Genomic DNA, 21,579 nt, shown 5'->3' with positions numbered 1-21,579 from the left:
GTCAAAAACTAACATAGGCATACCTACCCAAATTGTAAATCAAAATTTTAATCCTTAATCAAGTACAAAAGCCTTCTATTGATTAACTTTATTTAGAATAGCCATTGTAGGAAATAGCTAATAACCCCGCATTTTATAAATTAGTGGTTTCTGGTGTTTAAAACTAACTGTTTAAGTGAATTTGCTGTATAATTTGCGACCCTTGATAATGTGGCCGCAGGTTATACAGCAATGAATTTTAAATCTTTTAGTTTTGCCCCTGAACTAATTCAGGCGTTAGACGAACTTAATTACCACACCCTTACGCCCATTCAGCGCGCAGCTATTCCGGCTGTTCGTAAAGGTAAAGACGTTTTAGCGAGTGCTCAAACCGGCACAGGTAAAACCGCTGCCTTTGCACTCCCTATTATCCAAAAGTTATTTGAGTCAGATAGCAGTACTACGAATGCGCCAAGCGCCTTAGTCCTTGCGCCTACGCGTGAGCTTGCAGAGCAAATAGCGAATAACTTTAAAGACTTTGCTAAGTACACTCAGTTAAAAGTAGTGAGCTTATTTGGTGGTGTTAATACCGCAGGACAAGAAATTGCACTTAAAGAAGGTGTGGATATTGTAGTAGCAACACCAGGGCGTTTACTTGATCATATTCGTTTAGGTAACTTAAGCCTTGCTCAAGTAAAACATTTAGTCCTTGATGAAGCTGACCGTATGCTTGATATGGGCTTTATTAATGATATGCAAAGCGTAATAAAAAGCTGTGCAGATGAGCGTCAAATCTTATTGTTTTCAGCTACTTTCCCAGCAGCAATTAAACAGTTTGCCTCTAAAGTGTTAAAGCAGCCTGAAATTGTCCGTGTTGATCAAACTAACAGCACCGCAAGCACAGTACAACACGTGGTTTACCCAGTAGAAGAGCGCCGTAAGCAAGAGTTGCTTTCTGAGCTGATTGGTAAGAAAAACTGGCAGCAAGTGCTGGTGTTTGTAAACATGAAAGAAACCGCAGATGAGTTAGTGACTGAACTTAACCTAGACGGTATCCCAGCGGCAGTATGTCATGGCGATAAATCGCAAGGTAACCGTCGTCGTGCGTTGCGTGAATTTAAAGAAGGCAAAGTACGCGTGCTAGTTGCAACAGAAGTGGCAGCCCGTGGTATTGATATTGACGGTTTACCGCGCGTTATTAATATTGATTTACCTTGGCTTGCTGAAGATTACGTACACCGTATTGGCCGTACCGGTCGTGCTGGTAACCAAGGACAAGCAATTTCGTTTGTTAGCCGCGAAGAAGAAAACATGTTGTTTGAAATTGAAACCTTAATTGGTCAAAAAATTAAACGTGTTTACTTAGAAGGTTACGAAGTAAGTAATCGTGAAGTACTGATTGATAAAATTGGTAAAAAGCCAGCGCATTTACGCCGCACCCGTGCTAATAAGCCATCAGGCCAGGCTACCGGTGAAGCGAGAGCGAAAAACCGTTCGCGAATTTCTAATGTACGTAAAAGCTTAAAAGGCGAAAAGCTGTCACTTAAAAAGTAAGACAGCTAAGCCATTAAAAAAACCTGAGTTTACTCAGGTTTTTTTGTGCCTAATACATTATCGATAATAGCAGCGTACGCATAAGCAGCCGCTTCATCGTTTTGATTAGCAATAACCGACAAACCTACCGGTAAGTGGCTTACTTTGCCAACCGGTAAAGTAATATGGGTCGTCCCTGCAATGGCAGGCAATGAACTGCTACTGCCTTTAAAGTTATCGCCGTTAATTAAATCGGTTTTCCAAGCCGGTGAAATGGTGGGCGCAATTACAATATCTAGCTTATTATTGCGGTATAAATTGCTAATAGCGCGCTTTGCAAGTGCGCGATATCGCGCTTTGGTGCTTTTGTATTGTTGTTTTTCACTCAAATCAACCGCGTTAGCTTGTTGTAAAATATCTTGCTCAAAGTAGGGCATTTCCTGCTGTTTATTTGCGATATTAAATGCGATTAACTCGTCTAAACTTTTTACCGTTACCTGCGTTGGTGTTTGGCTTAAATAGTGGTTAATTTCGGCTTTAAAGTCGTAAAGTAGGATGGCGTATTCATCAACGTAAAGTGTGCTTAAATCATTTTTTACTTCAACATTGACTAGCGTATGACCTGCGTCTTTTAATGTTTGTAACTGCTTAGCGTAAAGCTTTTGTGTTGCCACAGTAAACTTATTGGCAGGTAACGCGCCTATCCTCAGTGATGGCTTAGGCGCTATGCCATCAAGCGTTCTATTTACGTTGAGTGTTGATACATCATTAGGGTCTTCACCTTGAATGACTGATAATACCGCGAGTGCATCTTTCAAAGAATGCGCCATTGGACCTACCGAATCTTGGCTACTAGAAAGGGGGATCACGCCTGCGCGCGAAACTTGTCCCATACTGGGTTTAATGGCGTACACCCCATTAACCGAAGCAGGGCAGGTAATCGAACCGTCGGTTTCTGTGCCCAGCGCAATAGGTGCAAAATTTAAAGCAACCGCCACGGCAGAGCCCGAGCTTGAACCGCACGGATTACGAGTTACATCATGGGCGTTATGGGTTTGCCCGCCAATGGCACTCCAGCCAGATGACGAATATGATGAGCGAAAATTAGCCCATTCACTTAAGTTCGCTTTGCCTAAAATAATAGCGCCTGATTGGCGTAATTGTTTAACCACAAAGGCATCTTTATCGGTAACGTTATTTTTAAGTGCCAGTGAACCTGCTGTGGTGGGTAATGTACCTGTTGTTTCAATGTTATCTTTTAGTAATACCGCAATACCATGTAAAGGGCCTGCCCATTTTCCGGCTTTAAACAGTGCATCGAGTTGTTTGGCTTGTTCAATTGCAGTGGGCTCAATACTAATTACCGCATTATATTCAGGATTGAGAGCGTTTATTCTATCGATATAAGTGCGGGTAAGCTGCTCAGCCGTGGTGCTATTATTTTTATAGGCACTGTGAATGTCACTAATGGTTTTAAGCTCTGTATTGTTAGCCGCTGCGTGTAAGTTAGTTATTGTACAAACACATAAGGTTAAAAGTAGCCGTTTTATACTCATTGTTATTATCTATTTTATGGAAACACAGGTTATTTTTAGCACAAAAAAACCTCACATTGTGAGGTTTTTCGATAAAGGTCGATTAAATCGAGTTAGGCGTTTTCTAGCATCGATAACGCAACCGCCTCTGCGGCTTTAATACCATCAATACCCGCTGATAAAATACCGCCTGCATAACCTGCGCCTTCACCTGCAGGGTAAAGCCCTTTAGTATTAATACTTTGGAAGGTTTTATCGCGCTTGATACTTATTGGTGATGAAGTACGCGTTTCTACCCCAGTGAGTAAGCCATCATTAGTTGAAAAACCACGAATTTGCTTGTTAAAAGCAGGAATTGCTTCACGCAAGGCTTCAATCGCAAAAGGAGGTAATACGTTGCTTAAATCAGTCAGTTTTATACCTGGCGTATACGAAGGCTGTACATCCCCTAAATTAGCCGACGATTTACCTTTTAAAAAGTCGCCAATAAGCTGTGCTGGGGCATCGTAGTTTTTACCACCCAGCTCATAGGCTTGCTCTTCTAGTTTACGCTGTAAATCAATGCCGGCTAGGGGATGCCCAGGGAAGTCTTTTTCTGGCGAAATACCCACTACAATAGCACTGTTCGCATTTCGCTCACTACGAGAATATTGGCTCATACCGTTGGTAACCACTCGGCCTTCTTCAGATGTTGCGGCAACTACAGTGCCGCCAGGGCACATACAAAAACTGTATACGGTTCGGCCATTATTACAATGGTGTACCAATTTGTAATCGGCAGAGCCCAAAATAGGGTTACCCGCATTATCGCCAAAGCGGCATTCATCAATCATTGATTGTTTATGTTCTATTCTAAAGCCTACTGAAAAGGGTTTTGCTTCAACATAGATGCCTTTATCGTGGATCATTTTAAACGTATCGCGGGCACTGTGACCAACCGCTAAAACCACATGGCGAGTTTCAAGCTTTTCACCACTAGAAAGTGTAAGCCCAGTCACTTGGCCGTTGTCTAAATGGATATCGTCAACGCGGGTGCTAAAACGAATTTCTCCACCAAGTTCTATAATTCGGGCGCGCATTTTTTCAATCATGGTTACCAGTTTAAAGGTACCAATATGCGGCTTACTCACGTATAAAATTTCTTCAGGAGCACCAGCCTCTACAAACTCAGTAATGACTTTACGACCATAATGTTTAGGATCTTTTACTTGGCTGTAGAGCTTACCGTCTGAGAACGTGCCTGCACCACCTTCACCAAACTGTACGTTTGATTCTGTATTAAGTGCCTTTTTACGCCAAAAGCCAAAGGTGTCTTTGGTGCGTTCACGTACCTCTTTACCGCGCTCTAAAATAATTGGTTTAAAGCCCATTTGTGCCAGCACTAAACCGGCAAATAAACCACATGGGCCAAAGCCAATTACTACAGGGCGCTCTTTAATGCTGCTATTAGCGTGTGCTACAAATTTGTAGTTGGTGTCAGGGGAGACTTTAACGTGTTGGTCTTTTTCAAACGAGGTTAACAGGTGTGCTTCGTTGTCTACCTCAACATCAAGCGTGTAAATCAGTAAAATGGCGCTTTTTTTACGTGCATCGTAACCGCGTTTAAACACATTGTAGCTGTGTAGCTGCTCTGGGCTTATATTTAATTTATTGATGATGGCTTGGCCAATAGCATTTTCGTCATGGTCAAGCGGCAGCTTTATTTCGGTTAAACGTATCATTAATATCTCTTTTGGTGTCATAGCGGAAAGTAAATACCGCTCACAATAAGGGGAGTGCACAAAGCGCTGATTTATAAGCGCCATATGTTACGTTAAATTGCCCACTTTTGGCACTTATTTATTGTGTTTTGGTAAGGGTTGGGTATGATCCGCAGCTGTTATTGTGAAACATTAGGTATTAAACCATTATGGCGTTTGTAGTCACCGAAAACTGTATAAAATGTAAGTACACTGATTGCGTATCAGTATGCCCTGCAGATGCATTTTTTGAAGGTCCTAATTTTTTGGCTATTAGTCCTATTGACTGTATTGACTGTGGTTTATGCGTACCTGAGTGTGCCGCTAATGCTATTTTTCAAGAAGATGAGTTACCTGAATCGCAAAAAGAGTTTACCCAATTAAATGCGGAGCTAGCAGAAATATGGCCACGCATCACCCAAGTTAAACCCGCCCCGGAAGATGCCGATAGCTGGAATGGTGTGGCTAATAAATTAAAACTTCTCGACACATAATCATTTCACTTTGTTGTGCATTAGTTTTTTGTTAATTTTATTGCAAATGATAGCGCGCAACTATTAACAAATGTACCTGTATAATTTACACTCCAGAGCAAAATTTACTTTTAACAAGTAAATAAAGCTAAATGGATGTTTATGCAGTACTTTATACCTATAAAAATAACAACATTGCTGTGTTTTATCAGCTTCAGCCTCGGTTTAACTCTCAGCCCTAATGCACTTGCCGATAAGCTTAATTATCAACTCGCGCACATTAATAAAAATATTGATGTAGATGGCGTGCTTAACGAGCCACATTGGCAACAAGCAACACATGTTGCGGTAAATTATCAAGATGAGCCGAATGAAAAAGGCACACCGCCAGTAAAAACCGATGCATACCTTTATGACGATGGTCATAATTTATATGTGGCGTTTGTAGCTTATGACCCCGATCCGAGTAAAATTCGCGCGGCGCTTCGTGACAGAGATACCCTCTGGCAAGATGATACTGTCGGTTTGGTGATTGATACCTTTAACGATGAACGTACAGGCTATGAGTTTTATGTAAACCCACTGGGCGCTCAAGGTGACCTTCGCATGACGGATACCGATGAATGGGTGTCAGATTTATCGTGGGATGCCATTTGGGACAGTGCCGGTACCGTAAACGAGCAAGGTTACGTAGTTGAAATGCGTATTCCGTTTAAAGCGCTGCGATTTGCGCAAAATAAAGATCAATCTACCTGGGGTTTTGCTGTAATGCGAAACTATCAGCGTGATGTGTTGTATCAATTATCAAGCACAGGCTTTGACCGTGATATTAAATGTAGTTTATGTCAGTTTGATAAAATAAGCGGATTTAATAATTTAGCACCGAGTAAAAACCTGCAATTAACGCCAACCTTAACCGCATTAAGAAACGATCAAAAAACACAAGTACCTGGTGCGTGGGATAATGGCGATGTAGACACTGAGATAGGGCTTGACCTTCGTTGGGGGGTTACCAAAGATGCGGTAATTAATGCCACAATAAACCCAGACTTTTCTCAGGTAGAAACCGATTCGTTAGAGCTGGATGTAAACACCACTTATTCTATTTATTACGCTGAAAAACGTCCGTTCTTCTTAGATGGCGCGTCTTATTTTAAAAGTAATTTATTTGAGCTGCTGTATACCCGTACCATAGCTGAGCCAAATATTGGCGCCAAGCTGACCGGTAAAACCGACAGTCACAGTTATGCGCTGATGTTTGCAGATGACGATAACAGTAATATTTTATTGCCAAGTAACCAAGGCTCGGGCTTTGCCAACTTAAATGATAAAACCAAAGCGGCGGTGGCACGTTATCAATATGATATTGGCCAACAAGGTACTATTGGTGTCACTTCTACACATAGAGAAAGTAGTGACTACCATAATACGGTGCTATCGGTTGATGGAAGCTATTGGTTTAATCAGTCAGATACGCTTAATTATCAAATCGCGAATGCTGATACCAATAACTCGCCGTTTTTAGTTGATAACTACAATTTAGCAGACTCTCAGTCGGATATGGCGTATGCATTAAAGCTGACACGCGATAAGCGTGATTATAAGCTCTACGCGACCTATGACAATATTGGTGAGGATTACCGGACCGATTTAGGTTATCAAGAAAAGGTAGACTATGAAAAAGTAGGTTTTGGTGGCGGACAAACTTGGTATGGTGATGAACATGATATGCTAACAACCTGGTCATACACCGCCGATTGGGATAAAACCTGGGCGCAAAATGGCGAGTTACTTGAAGAAGAATACGAAGGTTACATGACCTTTCAAGGTCAAAAGCAGTCTGTATTTGAGCTGGGTTTGTTAAATCGCTATGAAAATTATAACGGCAAGTTTTATAACCAAAATATTGGTTATTTTTATACGGCTTTTAGACCGTCAAAAGATCTGAGATTATCGTTATATGCCGAATATGCAAGCCGTATAGATTACACTAATGAGCAGCTAGGCGATGTTTTAACCACACAATCGCAGGCTGTTTGGGATATTAATAACCATTGGCAGGTCGATGTTAGGCATAATTATAGCCATTTAGATGATTACCAAGGGCGACGTGTTTTTACCGCAAACCTTATTGATTTTAGGCTTTATTATAAGTTTAGTATGCGCGCTATGCTTAAGCTGATTTTACAGTTTGAAGATATAGACAGAGATGAGGATGCTTACTTTTATCAGGTTAGCGAAATCAACAAAGATTACGGTAGTCAGCTGGTGTACTCATACAAAATTAACGCACAAACGCTATTTTATTTAGGTTATTCAGATAAAGGTTATCAGGATGACTCGTTAAAAAGCATTGAGCGAGACCAACGTACTTTCTTTACTAAAGTCAGTTATGCGTGGCAGTTATAACGCTATAAATAATATAAAAGTAAGATTTTGCTAGGCAATAAAAAAACACGCTAACCAGTAGCGTGTTTTTTTGTATTTACTAAATGGTAAACCTAGTTATTACAAGTCAAATGTACGTGAGATAGCAAGTACAATTCGCTCATCTGCATAATCGTAGTCTAGGCTGGTATTTTCAGCTGCTACTTCAATACCAAATCCTTCATAGCTTGTTTGGTATGCTAAGCGATAATGATGATACGATTTATCGCCCTTAGCTTCATCCCATTGGAACTTATTGCCATCGAGTGAGTTTGAAATATCAAAGCTGGCACGAATCGCATGATTTGGCGCAAGCTCGTAAGTGTGCGCAATCATAGAAATCACATGGCCAGTATCGTAGCCAAAGTAATCCCAGCTGTACCAAAAGTTAAGCTCTGTTTGGCCGTAGTCACTGGTGTAACCAAATTTAGTATACGCTTCGGCGTAGTTACCATCGCTGTTATTACCTTGGTAAGTGTAATAAGCAATACCGTAATCCAGGCTTACTTGTTCGTTTAACTGAATGTATCGGCCTACATAAGCATCTAGTTCAAAGTCGGTGTCATCACCAAAATCTACGTTTGATGCCCATACACCGGCATAAACACCGTTATCATACGCGTAGTCAAGGCTTGCTTGCAGTGCCGGATCGTTATCTGTTTGTGATACACCATTAAAGGTGTAATCAGATGCAGCCGTAATCGTTGTTGACCAGTTAGCCGCTGCCGTTGTTGATAAAACGGTGAACGGTAAAGCGATAAAAAGTTGTTTTAATTTATTGTTCATGTGTTTTACTAGCTGATAGTTTCTATTTTTGTGTAATCAATTTTATTCGCTTTAGGCGATCCTTCGATATTGCTGACCGTTTTAAGTTTGCTGTAGGCAATAAAACCAAGGCAAATAAAGAATAACCCTATAACTAAAGCACCCACCCATTGAATTTGCAAAAACTCAAGCTTAAATAGCAATGTTAGTAGCGACAAAGCGACAACGTTCATGGCAATATATTTAAATTTACCAAAGCGTTTTACGGTTAGGTTTAAATTATCTGTGTATAAACGAATCAGTGAATCGAGCGAGTTAATAACAAATACGATACCTACAAACACCATAGCAAAGTTTTTGATTCCCTCGGTTGGAATACCGGCTTCATGGTAGTGATATAACACACTAAACCAGATAGCGATTGGAATCGATGGGAAAATCAGCATAGCACCAAGGACTTGATAGGTTTTTAAACCGCCCACAAAACGCGATGTAAATTGACCAATCATAATGCTCCACGCAAACCACCAAAATAAGTAAAACTCATGGTAATCATTCAGTGGTAATACAAACTCATTGATGTTGGCAAAGTAATTACCAATTAATCCAATGTTTTTAGTAAATGCAGAGAGTTCACTGTCGCCAAATAAGAAGGCATCAGCCCACATAAAGCCAATTAGGGCTATAAACAACCAAGTAGTTGCAATACTTAAAAAGCGTACATATTTAATATCGGTACTTGAATACACCGCAAAACAAATAGCGGCAAGCACGATTAAGTAAAACTCAGGAATAACATTTGAGCCGTCTCCGAGTTCAGGTAAATACCACGGTAGGTTGCTCAATAGTAAGTAAGCGGTAAACGCACAAGTACCAATGATAACTACGTTGTTTAAAAATTTAACCCATGGAATTTCAAAAAATTTTACTTTGGGTTCTATTACACAGAAATAAAAGCACGTAAGAAAATAAAATCCCCAAATTAAAAATCCCCAATAACCAAACTCAATAGAGAGAGGGTTGGCAAATGCATATTCTGGGCTTGCTTTTATGTCTGCATAACCGGCAAATTCGGTTAAAGGAAACATAATGAGGCCAACGTCTAGGCCCGAGGTAAACAGGATTGCTATAAAGGTGAATGTTCTCACTGGTGTGACGCCTACTACGCGTACATTGCCCCATTTAATTAAAATAGCAACAATCGCAAGTAAGGTGAAAATAATGCCAGCATTAAGCCAAATAGTCATTATCGCCCTCCCAGAATGAATAAAAGTAACACATATATACTCCGTTTTTTATTGTGCTTGCATTAACACAGGCATAACCTATTTATGCTTGTGAGCCACTGCAAGGCGCATAAAGGCACTCCTTAAAGCATTTTGCTTAAAGGAGTGGCCTTTATGGCAGGCTAAATTAAAGGGTTTTATTTCGTTGTGTAGTTTGCCAATCAGTGGCATTCACAACATCAACTCCTGTATGAGCTAAGGGCTTATTTCCTAAAATAATATCAGCGGCTTTTTCGGCAACCATAATGGTAGGCGCATTTAAATTACCGTTAGGTATTGTTGGAAAAATTGACGAGTCAACCACACGCAAGCTTTGCATGCCATGCACTTGAGTGTTTGAATTAACCACCGCCATGGCGTCTTCACCCATTTTACAAGAGCAAGAAGGGTGGTAAGCACTTTCTACTGCTTGGCGCACAAAGGCATCAATTTGCTCATCAGTTTGAACTTGTTGCCCTGGTTGAATTTCTTCACCACGGAAATTGTCAAAGGCAGGTTGTTCAATGATTTCACGCGTTAAACGTACGCACGCTCTAAAGCCTTCAATGTCGTCTTGATGCTCAAGATAATTAAACACAATTTTTGGTGGTTGTGTTGGATCAGCTGATGCAATGGTGACACTGCCACGACTTTTAGGTTTGTTATGACCTACATGCACTTGAAAACCATGCCCTGCAAAAGCACTGCGTCCATCGTAACGCATTGCTGCCGGTAAAAAGTGATACTGAATATCTGGCCATTCAACACCGGGTTTTGAGCGAATAAACGCACATGATTCAAAGTGATTAGTTGAGCCTAAACCTTTACGGGTAAGCAGCCATTTTGCACCAATCAAGCCTTTTGAAAACAAGCCTAATTTACCGTTTAAAGTAATGGGTTGTTTACACTTATATTGAAAGTAAAACTCGAGATGATCTTGCAAGTTTTGACCAACACCTGGTAGGTGATGTTTTACTTCAACACCTGCTTTTTCAAGTATTTGTGTATCACCAATACCGGACAGTTGTAACAGGTGAGGTGAACCGATAGAGCCCGCACTTAAAATAACCTCTTTATTTGCTTTGGCTGTTTTAACTGTGCCATTGAGCTTGTATTCAATACCGGTTGCTTTTTTACCGTCTAAAATAACGCGCTGCGCAAGTGCACCGGTTACAATTGTTAAATTACTGCGATGCTTAATCGGATCTAAATATTCACGAGAGGCTGAGCTGCGCACACCGTTTTTAACGGTCATGTGCATAGGGCCAAAGCCTTCTTGTTGAGCACTATTATAATCAGCTGTAGTGGCATAACCCGCTTGAGCACCAGCATCAATAAAGGCGCTATACAAAGGGTTTTCCATGTTATTACCGTTATTAACGCCAAGGGGGCCTTTTCCACCACGATGGCTGTTTTCACCTAGGTAAAAACTTTCTGCTTTTTTAAAATACGGTAAACAGGCTTGATAATCCCAGCCATTAGCGCCATGTTGCTGCCATTCATCAAAATCTTTCGCATGACCACGTACATACACCATGCCATTAATAGATGATGAGCCGCCAAGCACTTTACCGCGTGGGCAGTGCATTTCACGGTTATCTAAGTACTTTTCTGGCTGCGTATGAAATTGCCACGCATACTTATCGGTATTCATTGGAATCGACAGAGCAGTGGGCATTTTAATAAAGATGCTTTTATCGCTGCCGCCGGTTTCAAGTAACAATACTTTGTTACTTGAATCTTCAGACAAGCGATTTGCTAACACACAGCCTGCAGAGCCTGCGCCTACAATAATATAATCAAAAGAGTGGTTCATAATGATTCCTTAAAATGGGCTTTCTATGTCAGCCATACCAACATAAACAGACTTAGTTTGCGTGTAATGATCAAGCGTTTGTATGCCGTTTTCGCGGCCGATACCTGATTGCTTATAGCCACCTACAGGCATTTCTGCCGGCGAGTTACCGTAAGCATTGATCCAACAAATACCGGCTTGTAGCTGATGAATAACGCGATGAGCACGTTTAATATCGCTGGTGAAAACGCCTGCAGCTAAACCTAAGTGAGTGCCGTTAGCACGTGCAATTACATCATCTTCGTCATCAAATACTAAAACGCTCATTACTGGGCCAAAAATTTCTTCTTTAACGATGGTCATTTCATCGTTGCAATCAACAAATACGGTTGGCGCTACAAAATAACCATTTGGCGCAGATGCTGGTGAAAGCGTTGAGCCACCGGTTAATAGCGTTGCCCCTTCTTCAAGGCCTTTGTTGATGTAGCTCAGCACTAAATCTTGATGCTTTTTAGAAATAAGCGCGCCAAAGTTAGTGTTTAAATCTTGTGGATCACCGGCAATAATATTGTTTTCGGTGCGAGTTTTAAGCTCATCAATAAACTGCTGGTACACATTTTTGTGAACATAGATACGAGTGCAATTAGTACAAATTTCACCTTGGGTATAAAAGTTCCCTAACATTGCCGCGCTTACTGCTTGCTCTATATTGGCATCGTCAAAGACAAGTAACGGCGATTTACCACCTAGTTCCATAGTCACATCTTTTAATGTACCTGCAGCACTGGCGACGACTTTCTTACCGGTACCTACTTCACCAGTAAACGATACTTTTTCAATATCTTGGTGTGCAGTAAGCCATTGGCCTACTTCACTCGCGCCTTGAACTACATTGAATACGCCAGCGGGTACACCTGCTTCAATAAACACCTCTGCTAATTTAATTGCGCCAAGCGGGGTTTCTTCTGAAGGTTTAAAAATAAATGCATTACCCGCTGCAAGGGCAGGGCCAGACTTCCAACATGCAATTTGTAATGGGTAGTTCCATGCACCAATACCAGCACAAATACCTAAAGGCTCTTTGCGTGTGTAGTAAAAGTCATCGCCAACCATTTGTTGTTGACCAACTTGTGCAGGGGCAAGGCCTGCAAAATATTCAATTACATCTGCACCTGTTTCAACATCTACGCAGTTAGCTTCTTGCATTGGTTTACCGGTATCGAGCACTTCAACTAGTGCAAGCTCATCATTACGCTTGCGTAAAATAGCAACGGCGGTTAATAAAATACGGCTGCGCTCAATAGGGGTCATGGCTGACCAAACTTTAAAGCCTTGTTTTGCACTTTCAATTGCTGCGTTTTGAACGTATTCATCGGCAACTTCAACGGCATAAATTACTTGGCCGGTTGCAGGATTTACTACATCAAATGTTTCGCCGCTTTTGTTTGCAAGGAATTGACCGTTGATAAAGTTTTGATAGATAGGTGTAGTCACGTTAGGCTCCATATTGCTTGATAAGTGAATGCACGTAGTTTTTAGCCAGTGATTCACTGTGTTTAAACTGATTTTCGTCTGATTGGCTTAATACGGCTCGTAGCCATAAACCATCGATCATTGCTGCGGTTAACTCTGCCGCGAGATTTGCTTGCGCTAAAGGCATTAATTGCTTAAATGAAACGGTTAAATTGCTTTGCAAGCGTTTGCTGTTTACATTTTGTAAACGATGAAGTTCCTTGTCGTGCATTGATTGCGCCCAAAAACTTAACCACGTCCGAGTGGTGTCTTTTCGTTGTTGTACTAGCGCAAAGTTTGATTCAACAATAAACATTAACCTTTGAGTTGGTGTGGTCTTTTCATCTACCTTGCTGATCAAATCATCTTTCAAGTTAGACAGTAAGTAACGCACAGTTGCTTCAATTAGCCCCTGTTTCCCACCAAAATAATGGCTAATTATGCCAGAGGACATCCCCGCATTTTTGCTAATACTATTAATTGTGGTTGCTTGTAACCCTTTTTGCGCAACTGACTCTATTGTTGCGTCAATTAGCTGCTGACGCCTTACAGGTTCCATTCCAACTTTAGGCATAATTTTTATTAATTGATCGTTCAATAAAGATAAGCTTAAGGTAATAGCTCTAACAATTCAAGGTTCCTGCAAATGGTGAGTGTCTGAAATGTGGATAAATATTTAATAAAATAAGTCTAAAATGAAGTTATATTAACAAGCTGGGTTTTTATAAAATATCATTTAATAACAATTTGTTACGTGTATTTTTTTGATTGAATTTTGCGGTGTAATTATTTGTTTACATTATTGGTGAAACTTTTAATGATTTATTTATTAGTGTGATAACTATTAGAGTACTAATTGTATTTTTTGTGGGCAGGTTACTTTAAAAAGTGGTAAGGCGAGTTTGTCGGAAGATCCAAGAAAAAAGATTCAGGAAGTGAAATATGAGATTAATTTACAGAAATGTTAACTTAGTGAAGAGATAAATAAAGACGCTGTTTAGGTTTCAACAACGCCTTTAAATAACAAAGGATAACGTCTTAAACGGTTGCCAATATAATCGTCAGCCATAATTTGGTCGCAAATTTCATCAATATTATCGGTCGCTTCAAATACCCAATCAAAACGTTCTATTGCAAGTAAAAATCCACGCTTTAAATGCGTTTGCGCACGGTAATAAGCAAGGTTGTTTTTGATGAGTTGCAGTTTTTCAGGCTCTGCTTTTAATTGCGCAATAACTTGATTAATAAACTGCAAATTGCGCGAACTGGTTGGTCTGTTTCTTCTATTTGTTGATCGCATCACTCTTCATTAGCTATGTTGTAAAGTTTTTTCAAAAAGTCGTCTTTGTGTTTGTCATGTTCATAATCAAGGTGATAAGTATTATGAAACCCAAAGCGAAGTAAAACACCACTACCTTGTAAATAGACGGTATAGCCATCTATGTCAGAATATGCAGTGATCCCTTGATAAAATTTACCTTCTTCTGTGACTTCTCCGCGTTGTTGAATGCGTTCGTAAACCGCTAGAATCTGTTTATTGTCGATTTCATTTTTCATTGTTTGTCCCTTTTATTTAATCACTCATACGCTATAGAAGTGAGGGTCGATCATCATAAAAACAATAGTCTAAAAAGTATGATATTGCTTTGTTATTTTTCATTTATAAATTATGCTCAAAGTTCACTTTTTGTTGAGCTTTTACCATGATAGACAAAGCGTTACTTTTGAAAACTCGTGAATTATCCGACCAACTCATTGCATTGCAAACACCCATTAGAATACTCGATGCAATAAATTGGGATAAACAAATTAAAGAGGAATTTTTTAGACAAAAATGTCAAAAAAATCCACTTATTGATCGTGCTTATTATCAACAGCGCGATTTAGGGTTTGTTCCTAGCGAGTTGCGCCAAGCATTTTCAACACTGCACCGCAATATTATTAATCAGTTGGGACAATTAAACCCAATTGCACAATATATGGGTAAAATGTGTACCGAATATAAAACGGTTCTGAGTATGCTTGAATACCGCGGTACGCCAGAGTTTCATGACTTATCAGTGGAGCTATTTGGTCATCCTAAAGATTTGTTTCATGCCGGTGAGCCATCGCTATCAGAACTGGCTAATATGCTCGAACTGCCTTTAAAAAATTTACTTGCAGCGGATATTTTGCCTGAAGATCCTAAAAATATTGATGCCAGCGACGCGGTGCGGATTTTATCTGAACAGGTCAATGCCAGCATGCCGGGAATAAACGTAGAAGTGATGCTAAGTGATGGTATTGTCAGCGATGCGGCAGCAGGTGCTAATAATATTAAGCTCAATCAAGATGTTAAGTTTTCTCAGCGCGAATTAGATATTTTAGAGGTGCACGAGGGCTGGATCCATGTAGGCACCACTCAAAATGGCTTAGCGCAACCTTATTTAACTTGCTTGAGTAAAGGCACACCAAGCTCTACGGTGACCCAAGAGGGGCTTGCAGTACTGACGGAAATTATTACTCTTAAGTCAACACCACGTCGCTTATCAAAATTAGTAAACCGTATTCAAGCGGTGACGAAAGTGATTGATGGTGCTGAGTTTATCGATATTTACCGAGATTACGTTGCTCAAGGTTTATCAAAAGACGACAGCTATACTCTTGCACAGCGCGTTTTTAGAGGCAGTACCGCAACCGGCTTACCCTTTACCAAAGATATTGCTTACATAAAAGGCTTTGTTTTAGTTTACAACTTAATTAGGGTGGCGATACAGCTTGGTCGAATTGATCAGTTGCCATTATTGCTGGTGGGTAAAATATCAATTGATGACTTTAGATTAATATCGCAATTGCATGACTTAGGTGTCATTGAAAATCCGCAATTTGTGCCGCCTCATTTTAAAGATTTAAGAGGCCTTGCTACGTGGCTCAGCTTTGGTCGATTTATTGGCGATTTGTCTTTTGAACAATTAGAAAATGACTATAAACCGTTGTTTTTATAATATTAAAGAGGAAAGCTGCTCCTTTTTTAGTAAAAAACGCAGTGGGAATAAGCAACTGCGTTTAAGTTTACACACATAAGCCTGCATGCCCATAAGGGGGCAATTAATTGTTCTCATTTTTTATTGTTTTATCGATACATAAAATTGTTTTAAACCATTCATTAGGCATAAAAAAAGCCCAAAAGTGGGCTTTTTAAATTCAACACACTTTGGTTATCGTGCGTTGGTGCTTTCAAATATTTTGTCTGCAGAGGCAGCGACAAAACCGGTGTAAATTTCACCATCAGGTTTTGGATAACGAATAGCAAACTCGTAAAAACAGCTAGGAATGCGCATATCGCCATCGCTAAAGGTTACAGCGTATTCATCAGCTAATGTTGATGATTGCTCTAATAGTACCTCTGGTGAGCCTTTTACTTCACCCCCTGAGGTATTAAGTGAAAAACCAGCATCTTTAAGAGCTTGGTTTACATCATGGATGTTATCAAACTTAGCCAAAGTATTAATGTTCACGGTGAAGTGATTGGCACGATAACCCCACGCAGACATCCACGCCGCATATTCGCTCTCAGCTAATAACTTTTTGTATGTATCGGTGCTTACTTGCCAATGCGTGCCTGAATATAAAAAGTTATCGGCAGTCACTGCGCTTTCGTCAATTTGTGAAACCATATCAGTGACAATTGCTTGTAGTTCAGGCGAGCATTTTTCAACTAATAACTCAGAAATAAACACTTTAGGTTGCGTTGGATCGCTGTGCTCGTAATGCTTAGCGTAGAGTTTTTTTGCTTCAAAATGATACTCACCACATTCTTTATAACCAATTGCTAAAAAGTGCGCTGCCAGTTTTTCAAGGCCTACTTTTTCAATATTAAAGGTACGCAGCGCAATATGGTCGTTGATTATATCGTCTTTTTGCGTTGAGCCTAATAGGTCATGAATTTTGTCAGCCGATGGCGTTACGCTTAGGTAGTTTTGCCACAGGTTATCAAATAATGTGTTTACATCGGTATGCATGGTAAATCCTTAAATCTGTTTAAATTGTTATTCAATTATTAAGCCCGGCGCGAGGGTTTGCGGTAAGTTAACTTTTTCTGACTCTACTGAGGCCACTGGGTATGCGCAGTAATCTGCAGCGTAGTACGCACTGGCTCTGTGGTTGCCACTGGCACCTATACCACCAAATGGCGCTGCGCTTGATGCGCCTGTAATAGGGCGGTTCCAGTTAACAATGCCGGCACGAATACGTTTTAAAAAGTGACTGTAATCATCTTCGCTATCAGCAAGTAAACCAGCAGATAAACCAAAGCTGGTGTTGTTTGCTTCTGTTATAGCGCTATTGAAATCAGTGTAACGATATACTTTTATAAGCGGGCCAAAGTGTTCTTCATCGGCAATTTCGCTTATATTAGTGACATCAATAATGCCTGGGCTTACAAACCCAGTGCCTGATTTTAACTGCTTAAGCTCAACAAGAATCTCAGCACCTTGTTTAACTAGTTCAGCTTGCGCTGCCACCATGCCTAATGCGGCTTTTTCACTGATCATGGCACCCATAAAAGGTTGATCGTCCGCAAAGCTATCGTCTACTAAGATATTTTTGGTGGCGCTAATCAGCTTTTCTAAAATAGCATCGCCATTGGGCGACTTTTCAATAAATAAACGGCGTGCACAAGTACAGCGTTGGCCAGAGGTGATAAAACCCGATTGAATAATATCGTGCACGGCGGCGCTAACATCAGCAACATCTTTAACCACTAGCGGGTTATTACCGCCCATTTCAAGCGCTAAAATTTTACCTGGGTGGCCAGCAAATTGTTTATGTAATAAATGACCTGTGTTTGAGCTACCAGTAAAAAATAGGCCATCTATATCTTGGTGTGAGGCCAGCGCTTTACCTGTTTCTAACTCACCTTGAACAAGGTTTATAACCCCAGCAGGTAAGCCTGCTTTTAACCATAGTTCTAAGGTAAACTGCGCTACATGAGGTGTTAACTCTGATGGTTTAAATACCACGGTATTACCGGCTAGTATGGCTGGTACAATATGGCCGTTTGGTAAATGCCCAGGGAAATTATACGGACCAAAAATAGCGACCACACCGTGAGGTTTGTGGCGAATAAAGGCTTTTGCACCAGGCATTGGGTTTTCGGTTGTACCAGTACGTTCATTGTAAGCACGGATCGAAATGGCCACTTTGCCTGTCATCGCGCCCACTTCTGTGCGTGTTTCCCATAGCGGTTTACCTGTTTCACGAGCAATAATAGTGGCAAACTCTTCGCTGTGTTCTTTTAGTTGGGCTACGAAGTTTTCTAAAATAGTAATACGTTGCTCAATTGGCATGTCTGCCCATTGAGCTTGCGCGGCTCTTGCCGCTTTAATGGCACTGTCAACTTGCTCTGCGTTGGCGCCATTACCTTGCCATACAATTTCACCATTACTTGGGTTAATAGAATCAAACGCTGGGCCTTTGCCTACAAGCCATTGATTATTAATTAGTTGTGTGTTCATAAATAATGTTACAGGCGGAAAAATCGCGCTGCATCTCCTTGTTTTAAATGAAGTGCATCAGCTACTTCTTGGCTGATGATTAAGGTGTGCTTTGCCTGATTATAATGAGCATGTTTAGTGAATGTGGCTCTAAAGTCACTAACCCCTTGATTACAAATAGCAAGGGTGTCTGAGCTTTGCTCATTAATATGTTCAAGCTCGCCAATAGTAATAGGGCACACCTGTGAATCACGAATACTGCGAATATTACCGAGTTTTGCTTCTACAGTGGGGCCTGCGTCAAATAAATCAACGTATCCGCGGTGTTCAAATCCTTCTTTTTCAAGCAGTTTAAGTGCTGGTTTGGTTTTATCATGCACATGGCCAATCACCGCTTGTGCTTTTTTGCTCAGCAAATTCACATAGATAGGGTATTTAGGCATGAGTTCGCTAATAAACACTTTATCGCCTAACCCCACTAAATGGTCGGCTTGTGGGAATTCAATGCTAAAAAAGTGTTCCTGTAACCATTGCCAAAATGGCGAGTGACCGTCTTCGTCGCTAACACCACGCATTTCAGCAATTACTGTGTCGGCAAAGCGCTCACTGTGTTGCGCCATAAATAAAAAACGTGAACGTGATAAAAAACGTCCCGTCAGGCCTTTTCTACTGTCTTCACGTAAAAATAAAGTACATATTTCTGAGCAGCCAGTGTAGTCATTACACATACTCAAAATATCTACGGTATTGTAAACGTTTAAGGTAGGTGAGTGATGAACGGTTTTACCTAGATGATAATGATACAAAGGTACAGATAACCCGACGGCCGCTTCAATGGCGGTAGTACCAATTACCTTTCCGGTTTCACTGTCTTCTAAAACAAATAGATAGCTTTCGTCGATGGGCTTATCTACGTTTTTAGTAAAACTGTTTTGCGCACGATCAATTTTTTCTTGTAGTTGCCCATCATCGACAGGTAAAGAGGTAAAGCCATGGCCAGACTCAATGGCAATCTCTTTAAGTGCTGCAAAATCATTGACAGTAATAGGACGTAATACTTGCATTAACTACTTGCTCCAACAACATATAAAATCCTGAGGTAAACGTGTGTTTGCCTCAGGACTTAGTTATGTTTTACTTAGTTATTAACCGTTTACTACATCGCTTACTGCTTTTTCAAAGCGAGCTAAGCCTTCTTTAATGTCCTCAAATGGGATCACTAATGAAGGTGTAAAACGAATAACGTTCATACCGGCTACTAAGTTCATTAAGCCGTTATTTGCACTTGCTACTAAAAAGTCACGAGCGCGGCCTTCAAATTTCTCATTTAGTACCGCACCGATTAGTAAGCCTTTACCACGGATTTCGCTAAATACATGGTATTTTTCATTAATTGCATTTAAACCATCACGGAACATATGTTCACGCTCTTTTACGCCATCTAATACAGCAGGCGTATTAACGGTATCAAATGCCGCTTCTGCAACAGCACAAGCCAACGGGTTACCACCATATGTAGACCCATGCGTGCCTACTTTTAGGTGTGCTGCAATTTCAGTGGTGGTGATCATAGCGCCAATTGGAAAACCGCCACCTAAGGCTTTAGCCGTCGTTAAGATATCAGGAACAACATCTAAGCCTTCGTATGCGTATAAGTGACCTGTACGGCCAACGCCGGTTTGCACTTCATCAAAAATAAGTAGTGCGTTGTGTTTAGTACACAGTTCACGTACTTTTTGTGCAAATTCATTAGTTGGTGGCACAATGCCGCCTTCACCTTGTAATGGCTCCATCATTACCGCACAGGTATCATCACCAATTAAGGCTTCAAAAGCGGCAATATCATTGTAGTCACAATGCACAATATCAGCAGGTTTTGGACCAAAACCGTCAGAATAAGCAGCTTGGCCACCCACTGTTACAGTGAAAAATGTACGACCATGAAAACCTTTATTGAAAGCAATAATTTTAGTTTTTTCAGCACCAAATTTATCCAGTGCAAAGCGACGTGCTAATTTTAATGCTGCTTCGTTTGCTTCAGCCCCTGAGTTTGCAAAGTAAACTTTTTCAGCAAACGTGGCATCAACCATTTTTTTAGCTAGACGAAGAGCTGGCTCATTGGTCATTACATTTGATAAGTGCCAAATTTTTTCGCCTTGCTCTTTAAGTGCACCGACTAATGCAGGATGGCAATGCCCTAAACAATTAACTGCAATACCACCGGCAAAATCGATAAATTCGTTATTGTTCTGATCCCACACACGTGAGCCTTCACCGCGAACAGGAACAACAGCTGAAGGGTTGTAATTAGGGACCATTACGTCGTTAAATAAATCTCTGGTTACTTGCATTTTTACACCTAAATTATTCACATAAAAAATACGTTGCTGAAAAAATAACGATAAGGTCAAGATGATTCAGCAATACAATGTGTTTTACTTATTAAAAATGTCATTATCAAAGGTTATGAATGAAATTTGCAGTGCTATTTTGTGAAAAATGATTAGAATAATAGTCAAATTAACGAATTTAATTAGCATTATGATAACTCCCCAAGATGAAAAACTACTCTCAGTATTAAAAACGAACGCCCGCGCTAGCATTTCTGACCTTGCAAGGCACTTGAGTTTATCTCGTTCAACGGTGCAAAGCAGAATGCTAAAATTAGAGCAAAGTGGGATCATTAAGGGTTATAGCGTTGACTTTGGAGATGACTTTTTAAATAGCTTGGTCTCTGCGCATGTTTCAATAAAAGTAAAACATAAGCTAACAACAAAAACTAATATTGAATTAAAGCAAATTGATGCGATTTCTCAGTTGTATGCAATTAGTGGAGAGTTTGATTTAATTGCCATTGTAGAAGCACAGAACCTTGAGAAGTTAAGCCACTTACTTGATGATATTGGTAACTTAGATGGGGTAGAGCGTACCCGTTCCTCGGTTATTTTAGAGACTAAATTTAAGCGTTAATTCGATTTATTTAGTACATTCAGTGAGCATTAATTATTGCATTTAAGCTAACTTGATTGTAGTCTACTCGATATTAGGAACAAGGAATATTTTTAACCAAATCAATAGGCTT

Annotated in this window: 18 protein-coding genes; 5 read left to right on the top strand and 13 right to left on the bottom strand. The window is 40.3% G+C overall.

Translation table 11 applies throughout. The features are described 5' to 3' along the window. Nucleotides 1-231 precede the first annotated feature (231 nt). Nucleotides 232-1,533 (top strand): DEAD/DEAH box helicase, encoded by a 1,302-nt coding sequence (locus tag CWC14_RS08935; RefSeq protein ID WP_138562454.1) that lies wholly within the window; start codon nt 232-234, stop codon nt 1,531-1,533. Between the two features lie 29 nt (nt 1,534-1,562). On the opposite strand, the gene CWC14_RS08930 is transcribed toward CWC14_RS08935, so the two are convergent. Both CWC14_RS08930 and CWC14_RS08925 read right to left on the bottom strand, forming a co-directional pair. Further along, complete coding sequence (locus tag CWC14_RS08930; RefSeq protein ID WP_138562452.1) at nt 1,563-3,068, bottom strand: amidase family protein; 1,506 nt, start codon at nt 3,066-3,068, stop codon at nt 1,563-1,565. Nucleotides 3,069-3,160: 92 nt separating this feature from the next. Then, entirely contained in the window at nt 3,161-4,768 is a 1,608-nt protein-coding gene (locus CWC14_RS08925; RefSeq protein WP_138562450.1) for an NAD(P)/FAD-dependent oxidoreductase, read from the bottom strand. A 188-nt stretch (nt 4,769-4,956) separates the two neighbouring features. Here CWC14_RS08925 and fdxA point away from each other — a divergent pair, with 188 nt between their 5' ends. After that, nucleotides 4,957-5,280, top strand: coding sequence for a ferredoxin FdxA (fdxA, locus tag CWC14_RS08920; RefSeq protein WP_138562448.1), 324 nt, complete (start codon nt 4,957-4,959; stop codon nt 5,278-5,280). Between the two features lie 141 nt (nt 5,281-5,421). Continuing rightward, nucleotides 5,422-7,668: a carbohydrate binding family 9 domain-containing protein gene (locus CWC14_RS08915; protein WP_076921844.1), complete on the top strand. Its 2,247-nt coding sequence runs from the start codon at nt 5,422-5,424 to the stop codon at nt 7,666-7,668. Nucleotides 7,669-7,767: 99 nt separating this feature from the next. Here the strand turns inward: CWC14_RS08915 and CWC14_RS08910 are convergent, their stop codons facing one another. The 7 genes from CWC14_RS08910 to CWC14_RS08880 form a co-directional block, all read right to left on the bottom strand. Beyond that, nucleotides 7,768-8,472, bottom strand: coding sequence for a TorF family putative porin (locus CWC14_RS08910; RefSeq protein ID WP_076921792.1), 705 nt, complete (start codon nt 8,470-8,472; stop codon nt 7,768-7,770). Between the two features lie 8 nt (nt 8,473-8,480). Next, nucleotides 8,481-9,698, bottom strand: coding sequence for a BCCT family transporter (locus CWC14_RS08905; protein WP_008111451.1), 1,218 nt, complete (start codon nt 9,696-9,698; stop codon nt 8,481-8,483). Nucleotides 9,699-9,864: 166 nt separating this feature from the next. Then, nucleotides 9,865-11,532, bottom strand: coding sequence for a choline dehydrogenase (gene betA / locus CWC14_RS08900; RefSeq protein WP_008111455.1), 1,668 nt, complete (start codon nt 11,530-11,532; stop codon nt 9,865-9,867). A 9-nt stretch (nt 11,533-11,541) separates the two neighbouring features. Further along, entirely contained in the window at nt 11,542-13,005 is a 1,464-nt protein-coding gene (betB, locus tag CWC14_RS08895; protein ID WP_008111456.1) for a betaine-aldehyde dehydrogenase, read from the bottom strand. Between the two features lies 1 nt (nt 13,006). Then, entirely contained in the window at nt 13,007-13,582 is a 576-nt protein-coding gene (gene betI / locus CWC14_RS08890) for a transcriptional regulator BetI (protein WP_008111458.1), read from the bottom strand. 438 nt (nt 13,583-14,020) lie between these two features. Then, nucleotides 14,021-14,323 (bottom strand): hypothetical protein, encoded by a 303-nt coding sequence (locus CWC14_RS08885; protein ID WP_024600891.1) that lies wholly within the window; start codon nt 14,321-14,323, stop codon nt 14,021-14,023. Next, the gene (locus CWC14_RS08880) at nt 14,323-14,580 is read right to left on the bottom strand and encodes a DUF3081 domain-containing protein (RefSeq protein WP_013463225.1); all 258 of its coding nucleotides are present in this window, start codon (nt 14,578-14,580) and stop codon (nt 14,323-14,325) included. Before CWC14_RS08880 ends, CWC14_RS08885 begins: the two co-directional genes overlap by 1 nt. Before the next feature lie 146 nt (nt 14,581-14,726). Here CWC14_RS08880 and CWC14_RS08875 point away from each other — a divergent pair, with 146 nt between their 5' ends. Continuing rightward, nucleotides 14,727-16,007: a flavohemoglobin expression-modulating QEGLA motif protein gene (locus tag CWC14_RS08875; protein WP_069438945.1), complete on the top strand. Its 1,281-nt coding sequence runs from the start codon at nt 14,727-14,729 to the stop codon at nt 16,005-16,007. A 213-nt stretch (nt 16,008-16,220) separates the two neighbouring features. On the opposite strand, the gene CWC14_RS08870 is transcribed toward CWC14_RS08875, so the two are convergent. The 4 genes from CWC14_RS08870 to CWC14_RS08855 all read right to left on the bottom strand — a co-directional run bounded on the left by CWC14_RS08870 (nt 16,221) and on the right by CWC14_RS08855 (nt 20,848). After that, entirely contained in the window at nt 16,221-17,024 is an 804-nt protein-coding gene (locus CWC14_RS08870; protein ID WP_138562446.1) for a DUF1338 domain-containing protein, read from the bottom strand. A 27-nt stretch (nt 17,025-17,051) separates the two neighbouring features. After that, nucleotides 17,052-18,518, bottom strand: coding sequence for a succinylglutamate-semialdehyde dehydrogenase (gene astD / locus CWC14_RS08865; RefSeq protein ID WP_138562444.1), 1,467 nt, complete (start codon nt 18,516-18,518; stop codon nt 17,052-17,054). A gap of 8 nt (nt 18,519-18,526) precedes the next feature. Continuing rightward, a complete protein-coding gene (gene astA, locus CWC14_RS08860; protein WP_013463229.1) occupies nt 18,527-19,561 on the bottom strand; it encodes an arginine N-succinyltransferase in 1,035 nt (344 codons plus the stop codon). An 81-nt stretch (nt 19,562-19,642) separates the two neighbouring features. Then, complete coding sequence (locus CWC14_RS08855) at nt 19,643-20,848, bottom strand: aspartate aminotransferase family protein (protein WP_138562442.1); 1,206 nt, start codon at nt 20,846-20,848, stop codon at nt 19,643-19,645. 190 nt (nt 20,849-21,038) lie between these two features. Between CWC14_RS08855 and CWC14_RS08850 the strand changes: the two genes are divergently transcribed. Next, complete coding sequence (locus tag CWC14_RS08850; RefSeq protein ID WP_036983954.1) at nt 21,039-21,467, top strand: Lrp/AsnC family transcriptional regulator; 429 nt, start codon at nt 21,039-21,041, stop codon at nt 21,465-21,467. The last annotated feature ends 112 nt before the right edge of the window (nt 21,468-21,579 follow it).

Origin of the sequence: Pseudoalteromonas sp. S3260 (assembly GCF_005886925.1) — a bacterium.
GTDB classification, from domain to species: Bacteria; Pseudomonadota; Gammaproteobacteria; order Enterobacterales; family Alteromonadaceae; genus Pseudoalteromonas; species Pseudoalteromonas tetraodonis.
Note: the sequence above shows the minus strand (reverse complement) of the source record. Positions and strands in the feature narration are given on the sequence as shown.